Below are 21,490 nucleotides of genomic sequence, written 5' to 3'. Positions count from 1 at the left end.
GATAGGGGATATGGCCTTTTCCCGAGCTGCCTCTTGGCTGGCGTTGATCCTCCCGATTGCATTGCTTGGCGGTGCATTGATCAGCGAATATGTTTTTGGTCTTTATCCTTGTGAAATGTGTATGTGGCAACGATGGCCGCATCTTGCGGCGATTATATTGGCGCTGGGTGCATTGGCTTTGCGCAAGCATAAAATAGCCAAATTTATTGTGATCGACGCGGCACTTGCAATCCTGATCAGTGGCCTGATTGGCGGGTTTCACGCTGGTGTTGAATATGGTTGGTGGGACGGTATTACGGCCTGTGCATCAACGGTGCCTGCTGGCGGTGATATGCTCGAATCGATCATGAATGCGCCGCTGGTCCGATGCGACGTTGCGCCTTGGTCGCTAATGGGTATTTCTCTGGCCGGTTTTAATTTTCTCTTGTCGGTTGGCGGCGCGATGCTCATCTTGGGGCTGATCGCAAAGGGCTGGAAGGAAGCACGCCATGGCTGAACAACTGGGCAAAGCAAAAGCGGATATCGCCTCCATGATCCGCGTCAATCAAGCGGGTGAATATGGCGCCGCACAAATTTACAAAGGCCAATTGGCGGTCATGGGTGACGATGCACCCGATAGCGGCGCGATCCACCATATGGCCGAACAGGAACAGCGTCATCTGGATGCTTTTGACCAGATGATCGTCGATCGCCATGTCCGACCGACCATATTGCAACCGTTTTGGAAAGCGGCGGGCTATGCGCTGGGCGCTGGGACGGCCATGATGGGGCCGCGCGCGGCCATGGCCTGCACCGCCGCGGTCGAGACCGAGATCGACCTGCATTATCAAGAGCAGCTAGAACAGCTTGAAAGCGAAAATGATCCGGAATTGTCGGAAAAAATCGCGCAATTTCGGGAAGAAGAGCTGGAACACAAGCAAACGGCGATCGAATCAGGAGCGGAGGATACGCCAGGCTATCCCGTTTTGAGTGGGGCGATACGACTGGGGTGCAAGCTTGCCATTGGACTGTCTAAACGCATTTAAGTAGAAGCGATCATCGGATGCACCGCTTCAGCATCGGTTCATTCAGGCGATAATATAGGAACATCATGAAAAAAACCGCTATTCTATCCGCATCCCTGTTCTTGGCAGGTGGCCTGATTTCTGCCCCCGCACTGGCTCAAGATGCGGCGGGCGACCGAGTCAATCAGTTGGTCATCTATGGGGATGACCCATGTCCGCAAAGCTCGGATGGTGAAATTGTGGTGTGCGCCCGCAAAGATGAATCGGAACGCTATCGTATTCCCGAAACATTGCGGGCCAATCCCAATGATGCGAAAAATGAAGCTTGGTCTGAACGCGTGCGGTCTTATGAATATGTCGGCAAAGGCGGCACCCAGAGCTGTTCAGCTGATGGTGCTGGCGGGTTTACCGGCTGTACCCAACGTTTGTTGCAACAAGCCTATGCCGAAAAAGGCCAGGATGACACGGTCAATTGGGGCAAGTTGATCGAAGAAGAGCGGCAAAAGCGTCTCGCTCGGATTGATGGTGAAGCGGAAGCGGTGGAAGAACGTTTGCGCGAGATTGAAGCCCAGCGTGAAGCACGCGAAGCGGGTGCTGCGGAAGCGCGCGCGCGATTGGAAGCGCAAGATGCTGCAGCCTTGCAGGCCGAGCGCGCCAGCAATGATTTGACGCGGCCTCCGGTTGCCGAAGAAGCTCCGCCGCCCGCTCCAGCTCAAGACGAATAAGCAACGTAATATCGCATAAGGTAAGCCATATCGCTCAGATATGATCCGAGCATGGCACGATCAGCGCTATGACTCCGGTCTATATTTTGTTACCGATTGGTTCGGCTCGCGGTCGATGATTTCCCGTCTATCCAGCGCTGAACCTGGGCTTCTAATATGTCGAGCGGTACGGCGCCTTGTCCGAGCACAACGTCGTGAAATTCGCGCAAATCAAATTTGGAACCCAATGTTTCGGTTGCCCTGCGCCGCAATTCGCGAATTTTCAATTCCCCCATTTTATAAGCCAAAGCCTGTCCCGGCCAGCTGATGTAGCGGTTGACTTCGGCTTCGATATTGGCCGGACTGAGCGCGGTATTATCGGTCATAAAATCAATCGCACGTTGTTTGCTCCACCCTTTGGAATGAATACCGGTATCGACGACCAACCGTGTGGCGCGCCACATTTCATAGGATAGTCGGCCCATATCTTTGGCGGGCGTATCATAAAGCCCCATTTCAATCCCGAGCCGTTCTGAATATAGACCCCAGCCTTCAACAAAAGCGGTGAAAAAAGCCCCATATTTACGAAAGTCCGGCATGTCCAATTCTTGCTGCAAGGCTATTTGCATATGATGGCCCGGCACCGCTTCATGAACGCTGAGCGCTGGGATTTCCCAGAATGGGCGCTGGTCAAGTTTGGATGTATTGACATAGTAAAAGCCGGCAATGCCCACATCCGGTGATCCTGGATTATAATAGGCGGTGGTGGTGCCTTCTGCGGTTTCCGCCGGAATCTCCTTCAAGCCATAAGGCAAGCGCGCTAGCTTGCCGATAATGGACGGCATTTTTCCATCGATAATCTTGGTCACGCGCGCGACTTTTTCCATCAATTCTTCTGGCGTCTTCGCGTAATATTTCGGGTTGGTCCGCAAGTCAGCGATAAACGCTTCCCGTGATTCAAAGCCCGCCTGCTTGGACACGTCCACCATCTCGGCTCGAATACGGGCGACTTCCGACAATCCAATTTTATGAATTTCATCGGCGGATTTCTCCGTAGTGGTCATCTGTCTGACCCGGAAATCGTAATATTTATCCCCGCCGGGCTGGGCTGAAACACCCGGTTCTTTGGCACAATTGGGTCCATAGCTTTGGGTGTACCAATTGAGATGCTCGCGCAGCGCCGGGGTGATGATGTCATTTATAGTGGTTGCAGCATCTGCGGTCAGCCGGTCAAAAGTCGGTTGTGCGATGCCATCTGGCTTGGGCCGCTTAAAAGGTTCAAAAAAACGAGATTCTTTGGGGTCTTCTTTGATCAAACCGGAAATGCTGGTTTCGTAGCCAACCATCGAAACGCAGGGTTGGACATAGCCACCTTGTAGCGCCTGATTGGCCACAGCGATGGATTGCCGGTGGACATTGTCATATTTTTTTAACCGGTTGATATAGGTTTGATAATCCGCTGCGTTGCGGAAAGGCAGGTTATTTTGCATGCTCGCAAAATTCTGATGCCAACCGCTGCGGTTGGTAAAATTGATTGTGCGTTGGCCGTAGGTACTGGCTTCAACCTGTTCCGCTAAGCTGCGCCGTAAGATACCAAAATTGGTCTTGTCATCTTCGGATAGGCTTGCTTGGTCGATCTGATCCAATTGTGCTAACCAGCCTTTGGCTTTTTCAACGCGTTTGTCGGCCGCCTTCAAGCTGCGATCCGTAACCCGTCCATCGGGATCCGCGACACCTAGCGACGAAGCAAATTCGGGATATTGCCCCAAATTATAGGCCCAGAACGCATCAATAATCTCATGCAGCGCCTGCGATTTTTGCTCGGCGGGTTGCGCGATTTCTGGCGGGGCAGAATTTTGGCCGAGTGCTGGCAAGCTCAAGCTAAGGGCCGTGAGCGATGCCAATGTTTTCCAATATGCCTTCTTCATCCTGAACTCCCTGAAAATATCTATTGATACTATCGTGGATATTCAGGGCCTGCTGTCAAGCGCCAATCACCTTGCGCTGTACAATTGTGTGGACGGCGGCGATGAGATTTTGGCGCAACGTCTTGGCGGTAGCGATCGGGATGGCATTAATTGTAAGCGGCCCCAAAATTGAACCGCCAGCCACGCCGATGGTGACCGTCGCCAGATCCAGCGGATGGTCGAGCGGAGATTGCCCAATATCAACTGTTTGGACCTTCCGTAGCGGCAATATTGTGAGCTTTCGCCGCCACCATCCGCTACGCACAAACAGCTGGGTGTCTGACAAGGCATATCGATGATAGCGCCAATTGAGATAAAGATAAAAGCTGATCGGCACAGTCAGAAAGATCAATCCGAACAGCCCGGAATGGACGAACAGGCCATTGCCAAGCGCAATCGCGGCCAAACCCAGAGTGACAATGATGGCGCCGCGCCACCACAGCGCAGGATTGACGGCGTGAAATTCCAGTTCAGCGGAGATATTGGCAATGCCGGATTCAGATAGAATCGGTGCGATTTCTTCCAATTGCGCACAAGGCGCAGCGCTGTGATCGCTTTCGCCGCTGCCATCGCTTGCGAGCGATTGAAACTTCAAATGATACCATCCGAAATGCTGGCGCACGGGACCTGTCCTCAGCAGCGCGGCTTGCACTCGGTGAATGGGCATAACCATATCGGTCAAGGTGAATAATCCGCGTCGCCGCCGAAATCCTGGCTGACCGGTGTCGACGCGGTCTAGACGAAAGCCATATTCCCGGATGAACGTGCGGATAATGCCGCTGCCGATACCAACCGCAATAAGCGAGATAAGCGCGCCGACCGCACCGGCAATTTGTGCAGCGAGGCTGAGCCCGTTGACCACTTGCTGTTCGGATAATTGTTCAGCCCAATACCAGGGATTGAAAAAATCATCCGGCAATAGAAAATCGAGATTTTGCGCAATGGCGGCGAGAATGGCCAGCAAGACAAAGGAAAAATTAAACAAGCCGGCAATGAATATGCGACGGTTATCCATCGCAAATATCGGCGTGCGTTCCGCTGTCTCTGGGCGTTCCCCCACAGTCTCTTCTGCATTGCTATTCTCGGCGGTTTTGCCGGACTTATAATCGCGCACGCGGTCGCGCAAGGCCTGGGCATCGCGCAAAGCCAAGGCGTCCAATTTCCCATCTTCACCCGCCGATGCGCCGGTTTCCAGCTTCACTGTGGCCAATCCCAATAAGCGGCTCACAAGCTTTTGTTCCAGACTCACATCTTGAATGCGATCAAAGGGGATTGAGCGATTATTTCGGCTAATCAAACCGCTTTTGATGCGGATTTCTTTGGCCTGGATTTGGTAAGTGAAGCGCGACCAGATTAATGCCGTCACGCCGACGATAAGCACCAATAATCCCAAAGCCGCGAGGCTGGTGTAGAGGATATTTTGATCGAATATACTGAAATAGAGCACGCCCATGGCAATCAGGTTTTGACCGATTGCTGCGGCCGATTTCAAGACGATGCTGAGCGGATGCAAGCGCTGAAAATCAGGGCTGTCCACGGCTTCGTGTTGGCCGTTCATGGCGAGAGAAGGCGCCGGCGTCATATCATATCTTGGCGAATATGGTCCTTGATCGTGTCGCGCATATTCTCTGCATCTTCTGTGCGCAATCCCGGCAAGGTGACAATGCTATTATGAGTCCCGGCGGTGTGCACAATCAATGTCGACAAATCAAAAAAGCGCTGAAACGGGCCTTGTGCAACATCAATATGTTGAATGCGGTTAAACGGAACAATCGTGTCCGTCCTCCACATAAAGCCGCGCAATATTCGCAATTGTTCCGCCGCCATATCATAGCCCCAGCGCCGATAGATCCGGTCGGGCAGCATCACCAAGACGAATAAGGCGAGAATGATCACAGGCCCGATAACAGCCCCCCGAAACATAGGCAGATTATCGGCTATCGCAATTTCTGCGCCGATTGCCGCCAAAAGGGCGAGACCAATAAACAGCGAAGCCATGAACCGGATTAGTGATTTTTGCGGAGGGTGCAGCGGCGTCAAGCCCTGGTTATAGGAGCGCGCGCGATCATCAGCCATAGCAGCGATCGGATCATAGGCGGGACTATCTGTAGGCAAGGGAGCGGCAGTTGGGGCATCGGTCATCTCACCACTATGCCGCAGCTGTGTTATGAAGGCAAGACAGATAGGTTTGCAATTTTTCGCAAATGGTCCGTCTGTACAGGGTTTATCGGGACAAAGCCGTTTCGGCTTCGTCGATCAACGTCTTGATAATCTCCGCAACGCTCTCTTCGGCTTTGACCATGCCGACCGATTGCCCGGCCATGACGCTGCCATTTTCGACATCTCCATCAATTACCGCTTTGCGGAGGGCCCCGGCCCAGAAATGTTCGATCTGCAATTGCGCCTCGCCCATTTCAATCTCTCCCGCATCGAGCAGCTTGGCCACTTCAATCTGTTTGCGGGTAAATTCTTCTGTGCCTTTATTTTTCAGTGCGCGCACAGGAATGACCGGTAAGCGCGGGTCGACCTGGACACTGGTGACGGCATCGCGGGCGTTGCCGCGCATAAAGGCTTTTTTGAAATCGGGATGAGCAATGGATTCATGCGCACATACAAAGCGCGTGCCGAGCTGAACACCGCTGGCGCCCATTTCCAAATAAGCGCCAATCATATCACCCGTGCCAATCCCGCCTGCGACAAAGACCGGCAATTGGTCGGCAATTTGCGGCAAGATTTCCTGTGCCAAGACGGAAGTTGAGACCGGACCGATATGCCCGCCCGCTTCCATGCCTTCGATAACAATGGCGTCAACGCCAGAGCGGATAAACTTCTTGGCCAGTGCCATGGCCGGGGCGAAGCAGATGACTTTCGCGCCGATATCCTTGATCGCTTCCAAGCTGCCTTTGGGCGGGAGACCGCCAGCGAGCACTACATGGCTGACGCCATGATTGCCGCACACTGCGATCAGCTTCATCAGGTCAGGATGCATGGTGATCAAATTGACGCCAAAGGGTTTGCTGGTGCGTTTCTTGGTTTCGGCAATTTCCGTATCCAGCAAATCCGGAGTCATCGCACCGCAGGCAATCACACCAAAGCCGCCCGCATTCGAAATGGCGCTGACCAAATTGCGTTCTGAGACCCAGCTCATCGCGCCGCACATAATCGCGGTTTCGCTGCCCAACAGGTCGGTGCCGCGCTGCATCAGCGTGGAAAGTTTTGCTTGCATCATAAGTTAAGCCGCGTCCTCTGCATCCAGCCCATAAGCGGTGTGCAATACCCGCAAGGCGAGTTCGGTATAGTCTTCTTCGATCAACACGCTGACCTTGATTTCTGACGTCGTGATGGCCTGAATGTTCACGCCGCGATCGGCGAGAGATTTGAACATGGTTGATGCGACACCGGCATGGCTTTTCATGCCCACGCCAACCACTGAAATTTTCGCGACATTCGTATCCGAGATCAGACGGTTATAGCCAATATCTTCCTGTGCTTTTTCGAGCACCTGCATGGTCCGGTCGAGATCACTGGTCGGCGCGGTGAAGGTGACATCGGTTTCGCCTTTTTCGCGGCCGACATTCTGAATGATCATATCAACATTAATCGCCGCTTCGGCCAGCGGCTCAAAGATATGAGCCACGGCGCCGGGTTTATCGGGCACCCGGGTCAAGGTGATTTTGGATTCATTTTTGTCATGGGCAATGCCGGTTATAAGCTGACGCTCCATATCGTCTCTCTCCATTTCACTTTCACTGACAATCATCGTTCCAGGCAGATCATCAGCACTGGGCGCACCGTCTTCGGTAAAAGAAGACAAGACTTGAATGCGCACATTTTCTTTCATCGCAAGACCAACCGAACGGGTCTGTAAAACTTTGGCACCCACGCTGGCCAGCTCGAGCATTTCTTCAAATGTCACGGTTTTCAATTTGCGTGCCCGCGTCACAATGCGCGGATCGGTCGTATAGACGCCGTCGACATCCGTGTAGATATCGCAGCGATCTGCTTTAACCGCAGCGGCAATGGCAACGGCGCTGGTATCCGATCCGCCGCGCCCCAATGTCGTGATCCGGCCGTCTCTGCTTATGCCTTGAAAGCCTGGAATAATTGCAATTTCACCGCTTTGCATGGATTGCGTTAGATCATCGGCATCGATGGTTTCAATGCGTGCTTTGCTATGCGCTTCAATAGTCCGAATGGGCATTTGCCAGCCCAGCCAGCTGCGCGCTTTGGCACCTAAGGATTGCAGCGCGATAGCGAGCAGCCCTGATGTGACCTGCTCTCCTGATGCTACCACGACATCATATTCTGCCGCATCGTATAGAGAGCTCGCTTCGCGGCAAAAATTCACTAGCCGATCGGTATCGCCAGCCATAGCAGACACAATGACCGCGACTTCATGTCCGGCATCGGCCTGCTGTTTGACAATTTGCGCAACCCGGCGGATGCGTTCAATGCCCGCCATCGACGTACCGCCAAATTTCATCACTATCCGTGCCATGATGCCTGTTATCTGTCTTTCTGTTGAAAAAGGGTCTGAACGAGACGCTCGCGCTGTGATAAAGACGCGTTATGACAAAGGCAAGCATCAGCAAGACAGAAGAATCGCAACCGGTTGCAGCCGCGATCAAAAGCACGATCAATCCTGAGGAAGCGGCACATTTTGGCGCTTTAGCGGCGGAATGGTGGGATCCGAACGGATCTTCAGCGATGCTACACCGGCTCAACCCGGTGCGGCTCGGTTATATCAGAGACGCGATTAATCTGCATTTCGGATCGGATGCGGCCCATTTGAAACCCTTAAAGGGCAAGCGCGCGTTGGATGTGGGCTGTGGTGCTGGTTTGGTTTGCGAACCTCTGGCGCGTATGGGCGCTGCGGTGACCGGTCTGGATGCCGCCCCGGAAAATATTGCAGCGGCGCAAGCCCATGCAAAACCGCAGAAACTCAAAATAGACTATCAAAATGTCGCGGTCGAGTTATTGGACCAGATCAATTTTGACCTGGTGACCTCGCTGGAAGTCATTGAACATGTCGATGACCCGAAAGCCTTTGTCCAGGGGTTGGCGCGGGCATTGGCCGATGATGGATTGATGATCCTTTCAACTCCGAACAGAACCGCTAAATCCAAATTAATGTTGGTCGAGCTGGCTGAGATGATGGGACAGATTCCAAAAGGGACTCACCATCATGAGCAATTTTTGACACCCGATGAATTGCAAACCCTGCTCGAACAAGCGGGCTTGCAGGTGATCGATATTACCGGCTTAGCCTATAGTCCAGCGCGCGGGTTTGCTTTGTCAGATGATCTAGCGCTCAACTATCTGATGACCGTGGTTAAACGATGAGCGCCAATTTTCGGCGCTATGCCGTTGCGGACAAACCGGCATGTTTGCAGCTGTTTGACAGCAATGTGCCGCGGTTTTTCGATCCGACAGAGCGCGCGGGTTTTGCCGACTTTCTTGATCAACCATCAGGTGACTATTTTGTCATCGAAACCGCTGGCACCATTTGTGGTTGCGGTGGTTATGTTACAGAAGATCGCGGGCAGGCGCGCTTCACATGGGGGATGGTCGACAATGTCCGACATGGTTCCGGCTTGGGACGCATGCTGACCGAATATCGCCTCGAAGCCATTGTTCAATCGGGTCAATTCAAGGAAGCCGAATTGTTCACAACATATTTGGTGGCGCCGTTTTTTGCCAAATTTGGATTTGCCACAATCGCCGTGGAAAAAGACGGTTTTGCACCGAATATGGACCGGGTTCAGATGATCTATACTTTGCCTGACAAAGCCGAATAGGCGGCTAGAAATCGACTTTTTCGTAGTGATCGGGAGGGGTGATTACTTCCATGCGTTCAGATAAAAGCGGCCGGAAGGAAGGCCGCGACTTGAACATGGCATACCAGGCTTTGGTTTGATCATGACCCGTCCAGTCAATGCCGCCGAGATAATCCGCAACTGAAATTTGCGCTGCCGCGGCCAGATCTGCGAGGCTCATGGTAGCGCCAGCGAGCCAGCTGCGATGATCGATCAGATAATCAATATAGTCGAGATGGACATTGGCGCGGCGCATGGCTTCGCGGAGCAATTTGGCATCAGGCGGCTGGCGATGCACGATCCGTTTGTGCATTCTTTCATAGAGCAAAGGCGCTGTGACATCGCCATAAAATTGCTCATCAAACCAGGCGACCAGCCGGCGAATTTCTGCTCGATTTGTAGCGGTGCCATTGATCATCGGTGCTTTTTCAACCGTCTCTTCAATATATTCACAGATGGCCATGCTATCGACCAGTAGAATATCGCGCTGGTCATGCCGCATAACCGGTGTCCGGCCGGCCGGATTCATATCAAGAAATTGGTCGCGCTGTGCCCAGGGTGATTCGCGCACCAGCTCATAGCCCACGGATTTTTCGCCCATGAGGAGCCGGACTTTGCGGGAAAAAGGACAAAGAGGAAATTGGAATAATTGCCACATAGCATTGCTGTTAATCGGGTTTGTGCCCCGGGGGAAGGGGCTTGATGCCTCTTGTTGTAATTAGAGGCTTTGCGGCGATCAAACCTATGAACATTTCTGTCTATTCAAGATCATCCATACGGCGCTTCATGCGTTCGCCCATGGCCTTGAGTTGGGGCAATAAGGCTCCAAATTCACTGGCCATGATACCCATGATCGCTGTGCCCTCACGCATCTTATCTTCCATTTCTGTATTAAAATTTGGATTGTCTCGGGCTGCCAGATCACCCAGTGTATCGTCGGGCCGGATGCGAGAAAATGGTTCGCGGCCGTCGCTATTTTTGGGTACGGCCTTTTCCATCGCCGCGGCAAATTGGCCAATCGGCAAGTCCATCATCGCGGTCATGAAGCCGGACATGACGGAAACCATGCCTTCTTGAAAAACCGGATCATTGAGCTTTTCAATCACTTCGGAATCGGGGGCACGGTCCTGCGCGGCTGCGGGCATCGCAAGGCTCAAGGATACCGCCAAAAGGGGAAGAGCAAGAAAATGTCGCATAAGAACCTCCGAGTTGATTGTTGTTAGCCCCTGTCTAGACGCATCGAACTGAGTCAAAGCTGAACCCCAGACGGAAAGGCCGTATTTCAGTGTAAACAATTGTATCGCAAGGAGAATGTGGGGTATTTAGTCCGGTTTGTAGATGGCCAGTCGATTTCCTGAAGGATCGAGACATTCAAACCGCTTGCCACCAGGATAAGCGAAAATATCCTGAACAATCTCACCATTGGCCGCTTTGACTTGCGCCAAAGCGGTTTCCAAATCGTCTGTTTCAAAGGTTGGCATGGGGGCTGGTGGCTCTGTTCCTGCGGCCAGTCCAATTTGTACCGGCCCGCCTTCAACGGCAGCATAGGCCGGACCATAGTCGGTAAAAGCAAAGCCAAAGGCTTTTTCATAAAAATCTTTGCTGGCACCCAAGTTGGTTGCCTTCATTTCGAGATAATTGGGAGTGATTTTGTGCATTATCTGGGTTCCTCATGATGGCGAATCAAAGGGTGCTACGCGATTTGGTCGAGCATAGTTAAAGATGAGTACATAACAAGAACAAAATGTGCTGATCCTACCAATCTGGCTGCACGCAAGATTTTGAAACAATATGATAGAAAGAATTAGCCTCGCTTTTCAAATCAAGTTTTTGAACCGATACCCTATCCCCAGGAGAACAGTTTGACAGGTGTTTTTGAAGTCCAAAGGCTGAGGCTATTTCCTGGTTCGGCAAGCGGATAGAGAGCTTTTTCATATCGTTGTACCGAACAATAGAATGACCGTTATGGATTGAGATAATAGAAGCCTTGATCTTGTCTCCGGGCTTTGGATCTGTGAAAAATGGTAGCGGGCTATATATATAAAATAAGGCTCCGAGCAGGGCGATGCCAGCGGCGAAGACTAGTGCCTTGCGCTTCCTTCGCTTGATCAGAGAAATGTTATTCCGCCGCCTCAATAGCCTCGCTGTCCGATAACGGATGATCCAGCCGATCTACCATTTCTTTTGGACAGACTTGCCAGAACCGTGTCCGCCAGCGATCCCAATCGCGCAGAATTGTCTCGGACCAACTGCTGTCTGTGCTTTGGTGATGCGCTTCGATTAGCGCCTTGAGATGTTCTTCCCAATAGTCACTTTCCAACCTCTGCCAGATAATGCTTTCGGGATTGGCATGTTGTTCAAAATCGCGATCGAGATCGAGGATGAATGCCATGCCGCCGGTCATGCCAGCACCAAAATTATTGCCGACTGCGCCCAAGATTACGGCATTGCCTCCGGTCATATATTCACAGCCATTGGCACCGCAGCCTTCGACCACAACATCCGCGCCGGAATTGCGCACGCCAAAACGTTCCCCGGCCTGTCCAGCCGCATAAAGCGCTCCCGCCGTTGCGCCGTAGAGCACAGTATTGCCAATAATCGTGTTATACTTGCTATCGAGCGGCGAACTGACCATGGGCCGTACGATGATTTTTCCGCCCGAAAGGCCTTTGCCGACATAGTCATTGGCATCACCAAAGACTTCCAGCGTTATGCCCTGGCATAAAAATGCGCCAAGCGACTGGCCGGCGGAACCACGCAGACGGACATGAACATGATTGTCATTCAAGGCCTTCATGCCATATTTTGCTGTAACTTCCGCTGAAAAACGAGTCCCGACCGCGCGGTGTGTGTTCCGAACAGTATAAGTCAGCTGCATTTTTTCGCGCCGTTCAAACACCGGTTTGGCATCAGCAATCATCTGCGCATCGAGGCTGTCGGGGACTTCGTTGCGATGGGTGTCGAGATTGAACGTGCGCTCTGTATCTGGTGCGTCGACCTTGGCCAAGATCGGATTTAAGTCGAGATCATCGAGGTGCTCTGCACCGCGGCTGACTTGGCGCAACAATTCCGTGCGCCCGATTATTTCATCGAGCGAACGATATCCAAGCCGCGCTAGAATCTCGCGCACCTCTTCGGCCATATAGGTCATCAAATTGATCACCTTTTCTGGTGTACCGGTAAATTTCTCGCGCAGTTTCTCGTCTTGCACACAGACGCCGACCGGACAGGTATTGCTGTGGCATTGCCGCACCATGATACAACCCATGGCGACCAGGCTTAATGTGCCCAGACCAAATTCTTCTGCACCCAATATCGCTGCAATGACAATATCGCGACCCGTTTTCAAACCGCCATCAGTGCGCAGTTTAACGCGGTGGCGCAAATTGTTGAGTGTCAGCACCTGATTGGCTTCTGTCAGTCCCATTTCCCATGGCGTGCCGGCAAATTTAATCGATGTTTGCGGCGACGCGCCGGTGCCGCCGGTATTGCCCGAAATTAAAATAACATCGGCATGCGCCTTGGCCACGCCAGCGGCTATGGTTCCAATGCCTGCGGCAGACACCAGCTTGACACAGACTCTGGCGCGCGGATTAATTTGCTTGAGATCATAAATTAGCTGCGCCAAATCCTCGATCGAATAAATATCGTGATGCGGCGGCGGGCTGATCAAGGTGACACCCGGTGTCGAGTGCCGCAACTTGGCAATAAACTCGGTGACTTTAAACCCTGGCAATTGTCCGCCTTCTCCAGGCTTTGCCCCTTGTGCGACTTTGATTTCCACTTCTTCGCAAGCGCCGAGATATTCCGCAGTAACCCCAAAGCGGCCCGAGGCTACTTGCTTGATCGGGCTGGAAGCATTGTCGCCATTTTCAAAAGGCGTGTAGCGGCGTTTTTCTTCTCCACCTTCTCCAGATACGGATTTTGCGCCAATGCGATTCATCGCGATCGCAAGCGTTTCATGGGCTTCCGGACTCAACGCACCCAAGGACATGCCGGGCGTGTTAAAGCGTTTGCGAATTTCGGTTATGGCTTCCACTTCATCAATGGGAATCGGTTCCGGCGCATAGTTAAATTCCATCAAATCGCGTAAATAGACGGGCTCCAATTCCCGCACCCCTTGTGAAAATTGCAGGTAAGAGGAATAGCTGTCATGGGCGACAGCGCTTTGCAGCAAGTGCATGAGATGCGCGCTATAGGCATGGGCCTCTCCGCCATCACGCTGCTTGTAAAAGCCGCCCACAGGAAGTCGTACTATTGCAGGCTCAAAAGCCGCTTCATGTTTTTCCTGCGCGTTGATGAACAAGGAGGCATAGCCTTCGCCTGAAATTTTGGTGGGCATGCCCGGGAAAAGATCGTTGCACAAAGCACGAGACAGGCCGACGGCTTCAAAATTATAGCCGCCGCGATAGCTCGAAATAACCGCGATGCCCATTTTGGACATGATTTTGAGAAGACCTTCATCGACGGCGATCTTGTGGCGCGCAATGCATTCTTCCAGGGTCAGGCCATCAAACAGACCGCGTTTATGGCGATCGGAAATGGCGGCTTCTGACAGATAGGCGTTGACCGTCGTCGCCCCAACGCCGATCAAAACCGCATAGCAATGGGTGTCCAAACATTCCGCGGCCCGAACATTGACCGAAGCATAAGCGCGCAAGCCTTTACGGACCAAATGGGTGTGCACGGCCGCCGTGGCGATGACCATGGAAATGCACATATGGTCTTCATCAATATTCTCGTCGGTCAGGAATATTTCGGTCTTGCCTTGGCGGACAGCTTGTTCGGCTTCATCCCGGATACGGGCAATCGCATCGCGCAATTCTATAGCACCGCCCGTATTGGACATGGTGCAATCAATTTCGGCTACAGCGTCGCCGAAGCTGGCTTTTAAACGCTCCCAAGCACCACAGCTCAAAACAGGGCTGTCGAGCACCAGAACATTTTCATTCTGGCTGTCTTTTTCCAGAATATTGGCCAGATTTGAAAACCGCGTGCGCAAGCTCATGACATGGCGTTCGCGCAAACTGTCGATCGGTGGATTGGTCACCTGACTGAAATTCTGCCGGAAGAAATGACTGACCTGGCGCGGTTTGAGACTGATCACTGCAAGCGGCGTATCATCGCCCATGGAACCAATGGCTTCTTTGGCATCTTCGACCATCGGCGCGAGGATGACCTCCATATCTTCCAATGTGTGTCCGGCAGCCGTTTGCCGGCGGATCAATTCTTCCTTGGAGAAATTCATACCCGCATCTGCTGGAGCAGGGGGCAGATCTTCCATCGTTTGGAAGCCTTTGACTCGCTGGGGATAGGGTTCTTCGCCAGCGATTTTGTCTTTGATTTCTTTGTCTGTGAAAACCAGACCATCCTGCAGATCGACCGCAATCATTTGTCCCGGCCCGAGGCGCCCTTTTTCGATTATCTGGCTTTCGGGAACAACCACCATGCCGGTTTCCGACCCAATGATCAGGAGATTGTCTGACGTTATGCTATAGCGCAATGGCCGCAATGCATTGCGGTCCACACCGGCCACAGCCCAGCGTCCATCGGTCATGGCGAGAGCCGCAGGACCATCCCAAGGCTCCATCACGCTGGCCATATATTCGTACATCGCCTTATGCGCGGGATCGATATCTGCTTGATGTTGCCAGGCTTCCGGCACCAGCATTAATTTGGCGGTCGGGGCATCGCGGCCAGATCGGCAAATCGTTTCAAAAACCGCATCCAATGCGGCCGTGTCTGATGCTCCGGCTGGGATTACCGGTTTGATATCTTCTGAATGATCACCAAAAGCGAGGCTGGCCATTTTAATTTCATGGCTCTTCATCCAGTTTTTATTGCCGCGGATCGTGTTGACTTCCCCATTATGCGCGAGCGTGCGAAACGGCTGTGCCAACCACCATTGCGGAAATGTATTGGTTGAATAGCGTTGATGAAAAATCGCGATGCGGCTTTCAAACCGTTCATCGGTTAGGTCCGGATAAAAGACCGAAAGCGATTCAGCGAGAAACAAGCCTTTATAAATGATCGAACGGCAAGATAGGCTACAAATGTAGAAATCTTGAATCTGTGCAGCAATGACTTTTTTCTCGATCCGGCGACGGATGAGATAGAGATTTTTTTCAAATTCTTCGGCGCTTTGACGATCTGGCAGTGGCCCGGAGATCATGATTTGCTCAATTTCCGGACGGGTATTTTGCGCTTTAACGCCAATGACCGAAACATTGACGGGCACCTGCCGCCAGCCATAAATTTTATAGCCTGCTTCGATAATTTCCGCCTCGACAATGGTCCGGCATGTTTCCTGAGCGCTCAAATCGGTGCGCGGAAGAAAAATCATTCCAACCGCGAGCCGGTTGGGGAGAACCTTATGCCCGCTATCGGCAATGGCATCATCAAAAAAGCGCGCGGGTAAATCAACATGCAGGCCCGCACCATCACCGGTCATCCCGTCCGCATCGACAGCGCCGCGGTGCCAAACCGCTTTCAGCGCGTCAATTGCCGAAGCAACAACCCGGCGCGAAGGCTTCCCATCCGTGGCTGCGACCAATCCAACGCCGCATGCGTCGGATTCAAATTCAGGCCGGTACATGCCGCTTTCGGCAAGTCGTTGATGTTCGGGCGTTGGATAATGGGTCATGATATGTTCATTTCGATGTTCAAAAAATGGTTTGTTGCGCAGGCAGAGCCTATTGCGTTTTCACCACTTTGGCTTTGGCGTTGGATTGCGCTTTTTCGAGCGCGTCATAATATTTTTCAAAGGCCGTATCGGATTCGGTGCTCAGTTTATTGACCAGGGCCCGATCTTCTGCTGACCAGTTATCCGGGTCTTCGAAGTCAATCGCGCCATCTCCATTTTCAGCGCTGTTCACATCCTCCTCAACAGAATCAATCAAACTCTCATCTGATATTTTCACGGCAGGCAAATGGGCGGTGGCATCTTCAACCTTTTTCATGATTGCCGGCATGGCCTGCATCATTTCCGGCACCATGCTCATCATTGATTGCATCATTTCCGGATCGACAAAGACCATCATATAGTCGCGTGCAAATGCACTGCCGGTATCGGTTGCAAAAAAACTGTTCATCTCATCGAGTTGGCCCACAGTGAACTTGCGCGCGTAAATATTGGTCAGGGCCGAGCGAACTGCAGGCTCCATTGTAATCATCATATTGACCATTTCATCCATGATGACTTTGGTCGAAATTTTCGTCCGCTCTTCGTAATGCGGGTCCATTTCCGTGGCCAATTCAGCCAGTGTTTTGTCGCCGAATTCGCCGGGCACATCTTCCCGTGCAACACCACCCGCTCCAGCCAGATCGCCCATGCGCATATTACCCATGCCCATCATCATCTGATCCATCATTTGGTCCATAGTGCCCCTCATCATCCGCTCATAAGTGCCGAGCGGGAACAAATAGTTGACGGTGTTTTGGGCAGCCGAGAGCCGCGCGGGATCAATGGTGGCGATTTCGGGTGCGCTGGTCTGTGTAGCGGCATCCCCATCTTGGCCCGAATCTTGGCCTATTTCTTGGGCAGCGGCGGGCATGCTGATGGTGAGAGCGATTGAACTCACAGTCATAGCGATGAATTTTTTCATGTAAAACTCCGAAATAGGGTTCAAAATAAAGGGCGTTTACGCGGCCTGTTTTTCTGCTCGAGCTTTGTCGCGCAAAAATTTATGCATATGCTCGGTCACATCGCGGCCGTCGCGTATTCCCCATACCACAAGGCTGGCACCGCGGACAATATCACCAGCGGCAAACACACCATCCAAATTGGTCATCATTGATTTGTGATCGACTCTCACTGTTCCCCAGCGCGTTACGCTGAGATCGGGACAGTCAAACAGGCTGGGCAGTTCTTCGGCATCAAAGCCCAGGGCTTTGATCACAAGATCGGCGTCCAGCGTAAACTCACTATTCGGTTGCTCTTCCGGTGCACGCCGGCCGCTGGCATCGGGGGCGCCGAGACGCATTTTAGTGGCTTTGACGGCACGCACATGGTCGGTGCCTTCGACCGCTTTGGGCGCGGACAGCCAGACAAATTCAACGCCCTCTTCTTCAGCATTTTTCACTTCATTTTGAGAGCCGGGCATATTCGCGCGATCGCGGCGATAAAGGCATTTTACCGACTTGGCCCCCTGACGGATCGAGGTCCGGACACAGTCCATAGCGGTATCACCTCCGCCGATTACGACAACATTTTTGCCTGCCGCATCAAAGCGGCCATTGTCAAAATCGGGGACGCTATCGCCAAAACTTTTGCGATTGGAAGCAGTGAGAAAATCCAGAGCTTCTTCGACGCCAGGGGCGCCGACGCCGGGCATTTTTATCTCGCGGGCTTTGTACACGCCGGTAGCGATAAGAATGGCATCATGTTTGCCGCGAAGCTCTTCCAATGTCGCGTCTTTGCCGACTTCAAAATTTTCATGGAAATGAATGCCACCATCTTTGAGCCGCTCTATGCGCCGCATGATGATATTTTTTTCCAGCTTGAAGCCAGGAATGCCATAAGTAAGCAAGCCGCCCGCCCGATCATGACGGTCATAGATATGGACATCATAGCCAGCAACGCGCAGATATTCGCCAGCCGTCAACCCCGCCGGCCCAGCGCCGATAATACCGACAGATTGGCCCCGTGATTTGCCTGCGACCAAAGGTTCAACCCATCCTTCTTCCCAAGCGGTATCGGTGATGTATTTTTCTACAGATCCGATGGTTACGGCTCCATGACCGGAAAATTCAATCACACAATTGCCTTCACATAGACGATCCTGCGGACAGATTCGGCCGCAAATCTCTGGCATGGTGGAGGTCAGATTGGACATTTCATAGGCTTCGCGCACACGCCCTTCGGCCGTGAGACGCAACCAGTCTGGAATATGGTTGTGCAAAGGACAATGAGTCGAACAATAAGGCACACCGCATTGTGAGCAACGCGCGGCCTGTTCAGCTGCCTTTTCCGGCGCATAGCGATCCGCTATTTCTTGAAAATCTTCCGCCCGCAAGGTCGGTTCCCGTTTGTCAGGGTAAGTTTGCCCGGTATCGACAAATTTCAACATATCCAGTTTTTTTGTGCCTTTTGGCATGGCGGTCACTCGTTTCTTGTGTTTTTATGGGGATCACCCGGTCTGCTGCGGCAGATGTTGAGGGCGCGATAGGCCAATCAACGCCAAGAGTCACGCAAAAATCACCCTTATAGGACAATGATACTGACCTATAAGGGTGAAAAAGGACGGTTTCTCGTTAAAACGAAGGGTGATGCGGGCAATAAAGTATCATATCGGACCTAAATTCATCAACGACAAATCGGAAAGGCGCTTCTATAAGCAGAGCGTCTTCACTTTCTTCGGGCTCCATCATGACATTCATGCAAATGCTTCTCCTCGCTATCGTGCAAGGTGTTACCGAATTCTTGCCCATTTCTTCCTCGGGCCATTTGATCTTGCTTCCGGTCTTTACCGGCTATGCGGATCAGGGGCCAATGATTGATATTGCTGTGCATGTTGGTTCCCTACTCGCGATAATCACCTATTTTTTCAAAGATGTGCTGTCTTTGGCGAAAGGTGGCTTTGCAACAATTGGGCTCGGCCGAGCGGACGCGGAACGCCGGTTATTCTGGTGGATTATCATTGGCACCATCCCGGCGGTCATAGTCGGCCTATTCCTCAAAACCGGCGGCTATCTGGAAGGGTTTCGCAGTACCACTTTGGTCGGAATTAACCTGATCATTTACGGCCTCTTATTGGGGATTGCCGATCGCGTGGGGCAACAGGTGAAATCCTTTGAAGATATGAGTTTGAAAGACGGGATTATCGTAGGCCTCGCGCAGGCCCTAGCGCTTATTCCAGGAACCAGTCGGTCTGGCGTGACCATGACGGCCGCGCGCTTTTTGGGCTATAGCCGGGTTGAATCCGCACGCTTTTCGTTTCTATTGTCAATCCCAGCGGTTGCTGGCGCGGGCATTTTAATCGTTCCAGATTTGATGGACGCGAGCAATGATCTGCTGAAAGAAGCCCTGATTACCGGCGCGCTGACCTTCATCGCCGCCTTTGCAACCATGACCTTTTTGATGCAGTTTCTACGCAAGGCATCGATGATGATCTTTGTTGTCTATCGGGTTGCCATGGGCGCAGCATTGTTGATCTGGTTTTAAACAATCAATACTTAGCCGGCTTTTGCACGCGCCCCAAAACGCCCCTGGACGCGGTATTTATCCATCCAGCCACGGGCTACGCTGGCAAGCGGTGTCGGTTTGATTCCAAAGCGATCCAGTCCAGCTTGGCCCTCTGTCACTATATTGTCTTTTTGCAGCATCTTAAACTGATCCAAGGTGATCGGCGCACCCGGCAAGAAGCCGGTACATGTGGCCAAAATCTTGGCCGCAAAATCAGGAACCGGTACAAAGCCGCGCTCGCGCTTGGTCAATTCAGCTATGCGGCGATTTAACTCTTCCATGGTGATCACTTCTGGGCCGCCCAGTGAGAAAGTCTCGCTTGCAAAGGCATCTGGATCATCGAGGGCTATAGCCACGGCTTGCGCGACATCTCCCACGAAAACGGGCTGAAATTTGGTTTCAGCTCCAATAACCGGTATAATCGGCAACATCTGTATCATCGCAGCAAAGCGATTGATAAACTGATCCTCGCGTCCAAATATGATCGAGGGCCGCATGATAATCGCGCGCGGAAAGGCGGCGCGTACCGCATCTTCAGCTTCTCCCTTGGTGCGCCCATAATGCGAAGGTGATTGCGGATCGGCGCCAATGGCGGACATTTGTACGAGCGCCTGGCATTTCGCCGCGGCTGCCGCTTTCGCTACATTCCGCGCGCCTTCGACATGGACAACATCAAAATCACCTTTAAGCAAGCCAACCAAGTTGATCACCGCTGTACAGCCCTGAACGGCGTGGGCAACACTATCGGCATTGGTAACATCAGCGCTGGCAAATTGTGTTTGCCCCAAATTACCCAATGGTTTGATATGCATGGCATTTTTAGGATCGCGTTCGGCAATGCGCACCCGCGCACCACGAGACAAAAGCTGCTGTGCGATATAGCGGCCAAGAAAACCGCCACCGCCAAAAATGCAAATTAATTGTCCATCGAGCGCCATAATATTATCCACTTCATCCGGCTCATTAAAGGCCATGTCCTAGGCGCGCTTTTGCATGACAAGACTGCAGGGTGCAATATCCGAATATCGATTATTTGCATGTTTGGCGGACATTATGCGACCGGCGCATTGATTTGCACGCGGCTTCTTGCCTATCACCAGATGAGTCATTGACAATATCAACCCCAAAGCGCTAAGCGCCCGCTCCTATGCTGACAGAGAGTCAGCGAGCCCAGATGGCGGAATTGGTAGACGCGCTAGCTTCAGGTGCTAGTATTCGCAAGGATGTGGAGGTTCGAGTCCTCTTCTGGGCACCAGATACACTTATCTCTACATCGCTGCAGGATAGAATAATCCGAATTAATCAAGAATCTTACGGATTATCTGGTGACGTTTTTTGCGCAATTTGCTCAAACTGTTTGCGCATGGCATCATTTGCCCCGGGGCCTACTGTCATCATGACATTTTTCCACGCGAGTGGTTTGCCATCGGCTCGTGTTGGGGCGAGTGGGGCGATTGGTTCGTCGCTGAGGCGATCGACAAAATTTACGGGTTCCTTGCCTTTGCCATAGACCCATTCATTGCCCCATTGACTTAAGGCAACCATGATCGGCGCCAGCGCGCGGCCTTTTTCCGTGAGCTGATAGGCATGCCTTGCTCCATGGGTACCGATATCCTGTTTTTCCAACAAGCCTGCGTTAATCATTGTGGTCAGCCGACTGGCCAGAAGGTTTTTGGCAATGCCGGTTTGAGACTGAAATTCGGTAAATCGGGTCGCCCCATTAAAGGCCTCCCGAACGATCAACAATGTCCAGCTATCCCCCATTATATTGAGTGACGCCGCGACCGGACAGGTTTGTTTATGGGGCTGGCTCATG

At 52.4% G+C, this 21,490-nt stretch carries 19 protein-coding genes and 1 tRNA gene; 7 read left to right on the top strand and 13 right to left on the bottom strand.

The window, feature by feature from the left end; translation table 11 throughout:
- Positions 1-10 precede the first annotated feature (10 nt).
- The 3 genes from ABJU74_RS07545 to ABJU74_RS07535 all read left to right on the top strand — a co-directional run bounded on the left by ABJU74_RS07545 (position 11) and on the right by ABJU74_RS07535 (position 1,729).
- Positions 11-496, top strand: coding sequence for a disulfide bond formation protein B (locus tag ABJU74_RS07545; protein WP_348383656.1), 486 nt, complete (start codon positions 11-13; stop codon positions 494-496).
- On the top strand, positions 489-1,025 hold the full coding sequence (locus ABJU74_RS07540; RefSeq protein ID WP_348383657.1) for a demethoxyubiquinone hydroxylase family protein: 537 nt from the start codon (positions 489-491) through the stop codon (positions 1,023-1,025). Before ABJU74_RS07545 ends, ABJU74_RS07540 begins: the two co-directional genes overlap by 8 nt.
- A 65-nt stretch (positions 1,026-1,090) precedes the next feature.
- Positions 1,091-1,729 carry a hypothetical protein gene (locus ABJU74_RS07535; protein WP_348383658.1) on the top strand — a complete coding sequence of 213 codons (639 nt, stop codon included), beginning with the start codon at positions 1,091-1,093 and terminating at the stop codon, positions 1,727-1,729.
- Between the two features lie 89 nt (positions 1,730-1,818).
- Here ABJU74_RS07535 and ABJU74_RS07530 read toward each other — a convergent pair whose 3' ends face one another.
- The 5 genes from ABJU74_RS07530 to ABJU74_RS07510 form a co-directional block, all read right to left on the bottom strand.
- The gene (locus ABJU74_RS07530; RefSeq protein ID WP_348383659.1) at positions 1,819-3,636 is read right to left on the bottom strand and encodes a DUF885 domain-containing protein; all 1,818 of its coding nucleotides are present in this window, start codon (positions 3,634-3,636) and stop codon (positions 1,819-1,821) included.
- Positions 3,637-3,691: 55 nt separating this feature from the next.
- The gene (locus ABJU74_RS07525) at positions 3,692-5,257 is read right to left on the bottom strand and encodes a PH domain-containing protein (protein ID WP_348383660.1); all 1,566 of its coding nucleotides are present in this window, start codon (positions 5,255-5,257) and stop codon (positions 3,692-3,694) included.
- Positions 5,254-5,817, bottom strand: a complete 564-nt coding sequence (locus ABJU74_RS07520) for a PH domain-containing protein (protein ID WP_348383661.1) — start codon at positions 5,815-5,817, stop codon at positions 5,254-5,256. The genes ABJU74_RS07525 and ABJU74_RS07520 overlap by 4 nt, the downstream gene beginning before the upstream one ends.
- An 82-nt stretch (positions 5,818-5,899) precedes the next feature.
- Entirely contained in the window at positions 5,900-6,904 is a 1,005-nt protein-coding gene (locus tag ABJU74_RS07515; RefSeq protein WP_348383662.1) for a nitronate monooxygenase, read from the bottom strand.
- Positions 6,905-6,907: 3 nt separating this feature from the next.
- The gene (locus tag ABJU74_RS07510; protein ID WP_348383663.1) at positions 6,908-8,173 is read right to left on the bottom strand and encodes an aspartate kinase; all 1,266 of its coding nucleotides are present in this window, start codon (positions 8,171-8,173) and stop codon (positions 6,908-6,910) included.
- Between the two features lie 71 nt (positions 8,174-8,244).
- Here ABJU74_RS07510 and ubiG point away from each other — a divergent pair, with 71 nt between their 5' ends.
- On the top strand, positions 8,245-9,018 hold the full coding sequence (gene ubiG / locus ABJU74_RS07505; RefSeq protein WP_348383664.1) for a bifunctional 2-polyprenyl-6-hydroxyphenol methylase/3-demethylubiquinol 3-O-methyltransferase UbiG: 774 nt from the start codon (positions 8,245-8,247) through the stop codon (positions 9,016-9,018).
- A complete protein-coding gene (locus ABJU74_RS07500; RefSeq protein WP_348383665.1) occupies positions 9,015-9,473 on the top strand; it encodes a GNAT family N-acetyltransferase in 459 nt (152 codons plus the stop codon). Before ubiG ends, ABJU74_RS07500 begins: the two co-directional genes overlap by 4 nt.
- Positions 9,474-9,477: 4 nt before the next feature.
- Here the strand turns inward: ABJU74_RS07500 and ABJU74_RS07495 are convergent, their stop codons facing one another.
- From ABJU74_RS07495 to ABJU74_RS07470, 6 genes are all read right to left on the bottom strand, one after another.
- Complete coding sequence (locus ABJU74_RS07495) at positions 9,478-10,149, bottom strand: glutathione S-transferase family protein (protein ID WP_348383666.1); 672 nt, start codon at positions 10,147-10,149, stop codon at positions 9,478-9,480.
- Between the two features lie 100 nt (positions 10,150-10,249).
- The gene (locus tag ABJU74_RS07490) at positions 10,250-10,687 is read right to left on the bottom strand and encodes a hypothetical protein (RefSeq protein WP_348383667.1); all 438 of its coding nucleotides are present in this window, start codon (positions 10,685-10,687) and stop codon (positions 10,250-10,252) included.
- A gap of 126 nt (positions 10,688-10,813) precedes the next feature.
- Positions 10,814-11,149, bottom strand: a complete 336-nt coding sequence (locus ABJU74_RS07485) for a VOC family protein (RefSeq protein ID WP_348383668.1) — start codon at positions 11,147-11,149, stop codon at positions 10,814-10,816.
- 461 nt (positions 11,150-11,610) lie between these two features.
- A complete protein-coding gene (gene gltB / locus ABJU74_RS07480; protein ID WP_348383669.1) occupies positions 11,611-16,134 on the bottom strand; it encodes a glutamate synthase large subunit in 4,524 nt (1,507 codons plus the stop codon).
- Positions 16,135-16,183: 49 nt separating this feature from the next.
- Positions 16,184-17,095, bottom strand: a complete 912-nt coding sequence (locus ABJU74_RS07475) for a DUF2059 domain-containing protein (protein WP_348383670.1) — start codon at positions 17,093-17,095, stop codon at positions 16,184-16,186.
- Positions 17,096-17,131: 36 nt separating this feature from the next.
- Positions 17,132-18,586: an NAD(P)-dependent oxidoreductase gene (locus ABJU74_RS07470; protein WP_348383671.1), complete on the bottom strand. Its 1,455-nt coding sequence runs from the start codon at positions 18,584-18,586 to the stop codon at positions 17,132-17,134.
- 272 nt (positions 18,587-18,858) lie between these two features.
- Between ABJU74_RS07470 and ABJU74_RS07465 the strand changes: the two genes are divergently transcribed.
- A complete protein-coding gene (locus ABJU74_RS07465) occupies positions 18,859-19,653 on the top strand; it encodes an undecaprenyl-diphosphate phosphatase (RefSeq protein ID WP_348383672.1) in 795 nt (264 codons plus the stop codon).
- Positions 19,654-19,664: 11 nt separating this feature from the next.
- On the opposite strand, the gene ABJU74_RS07460 is transcribed toward ABJU74_RS07465, so the two are convergent.
- Positions 19,665-20,648 (bottom strand): complex I NDUFA9 subunit family protein, encoded by a 984-nt coding sequence (locus tag ABJU74_RS07460; protein ID WP_348383673.1) that lies wholly within the window; start codon positions 20,646-20,648, stop codon positions 19,665-19,667.
- A 194-nt stretch (positions 20,649-20,842) separates the two neighbouring features.
- Here ABJU74_RS07460 and ABJU74_RS07455 point away from each other — a divergent pair.
- Positions 20,843-20,929: transfer RNA gene (locus ABJU74_RS07455), tRNA-Leu, on the top strand.
- A gap of 56 nt (positions 20,930-20,985) precedes the next feature.
- Here the strand turns inward: ABJU74_RS07455 and ABJU74_RS07450 are convergent.
- Positions 20,986-21,489 (bottom strand): helix-turn-helix domain-containing protein, encoded by a 504-nt coding sequence (locus ABJU74_RS07450; protein ID WP_348383674.1) that lies wholly within the window; start codon positions 21,487-21,489, stop codon positions 20,986-20,988.
- Position 21,490 lies beyond the last annotated feature (1 nt).

Source organism: Parasphingorhabdus sp., assembly GCF_039982415.1.
Lineage (GTDB): Bacteria > Pseudomonadota > Alphaproteobacteria > Sphingomonadales > Sphingomonadaceae > Parasphingorhabdus.
Note: the sequence above shows the minus strand (reverse complement) of the source record. Positions and strands in the feature narration are given on the sequence as shown.

Bases quoted from the DNA above. Each gene is read 5' to 3' on its own strand.
- ABJU74_RS07545 (WP_348383656.1), top strand. From the start codon at position 11: ATGGCCTTTTCCCGAGCTGCCTCTTGGCTGGCGTTGATCCTCCCGATT.
- ABJU74_RS07540 (WP_348383657.1), top strand. From the start codon at position 489: ATGGCTGAACAACTGGGCAAAGCAAAAGCGGATATCGCCTCCATGATC.
- ABJU74_RS07535 (WP_348383658.1), top strand. From the start codon at position 1,091: ATGAAAAAAACCGCTATTCTATCCGCATCCCTGTTCTTGGCAGGTGGC.
- ABJU74_RS07530 (WP_348383659.1), bottom strand. From the start codon at position 3,636: ATGAAGAAGGCATATTGGAAAACATTGGCATCGCTCACGGCCCTTAGC.
- ABJU74_RS07525 (WP_348383660.1), bottom strand. From the start codon at position 5,257: ATGACGCCGGCGCCTTCTCTCGCCATGAACGGCCAACACGAAGCCGTG.
- ABJU74_RS07520 (WP_348383661.1), bottom strand. From the start codon at position 5,817: ATGACCGATGCCCCAACTGCCGCTCCCTTGCCTACAGATAGTCCCGCC.
- ABJU74_RS07515 (WP_348383662.1), bottom strand. From the start codon at position 6,904: ATGATGCAAGCAAAACTTTCCACGCTGATGCAGCGCGGCACCGACCTG.
- ABJU74_RS07510 (WP_348383663.1), bottom strand. From the start codon at position 8,173: ATGGCACGGATAGTGATGAAATTTGGCGGTACGTCGATGGCGGGCATT.
- ubiG (WP_348383664.1), top strand. From the start codon at position 8,245: ATGACAAAGGCAAGCATCAGCAAGACAGAAGAATCGCAACCGGTTGCA.
- ABJU74_RS07500 (WP_348383665.1), top strand. From the start codon at position 9,015: ATGAGCGCCAATTTTCGGCGCTATGCCGTTGCGGACAAACCGGCATGT.
- ABJU74_RS07495 (WP_348383666.1), bottom strand. From the start codon at position 10,149: ATGTGGCAATTATTCCAATTTCCTCTTTGTCCTTTTTCCCGCAAAGTC.
- ABJU74_RS07490 (WP_348383667.1), bottom strand. From the start codon at position 10,687: ATGCGACATTTTCTTGCTCTTCCCCTTTTGGCGGTATCCTTGAGCCTT.
- ABJU74_RS07485 (WP_348383668.1), bottom strand. From the start codon at position 11,149: ATGCACAAAATCACTCCCAATTATCTCGAAATGAAGGCAACCAACTTG.
- gltB (WP_348383669.1), bottom strand. From the start codon at position 16,134: ATGACCCATTATCCAACGCCCGAACATCAACGACTTGCCGAAAGCGGC.
- ABJU74_RS07475 (WP_348383670.1), bottom strand. From the start codon at position 17,095: ATGAAAAAATTCATCGCTATGACTGTGAGTTCAATCGCTCTCACCATC.
- ABJU74_RS07470 (WP_348383671.1), bottom strand. From the start codon at position 18,586: ATGCCAAAAGGCACAAAAAAACTGGATATGTTGAAATTTGTCGATACC.
- ABJU74_RS07465 (WP_348383672.1), top strand. From the start codon at position 18,859: ATGACATTCATGCAAATGCTTCTCCTCGCTATCGTGCAAGGTGTTACC.
- ABJU74_RS07460 (WP_348383673.1), bottom strand. From the start codon at position 20,648: ATGGCCTTTAATGAGCCGGATGAAGTGGATAATATTATGGCGCTCGAT.
- ABJU74_RS07450 (WP_348383674.1), bottom strand. From the start codon at position 21,489: ATGAGCCAGCCCCATAAACAAACCTGTCCGGTCGCGGCGTCACTCAAT.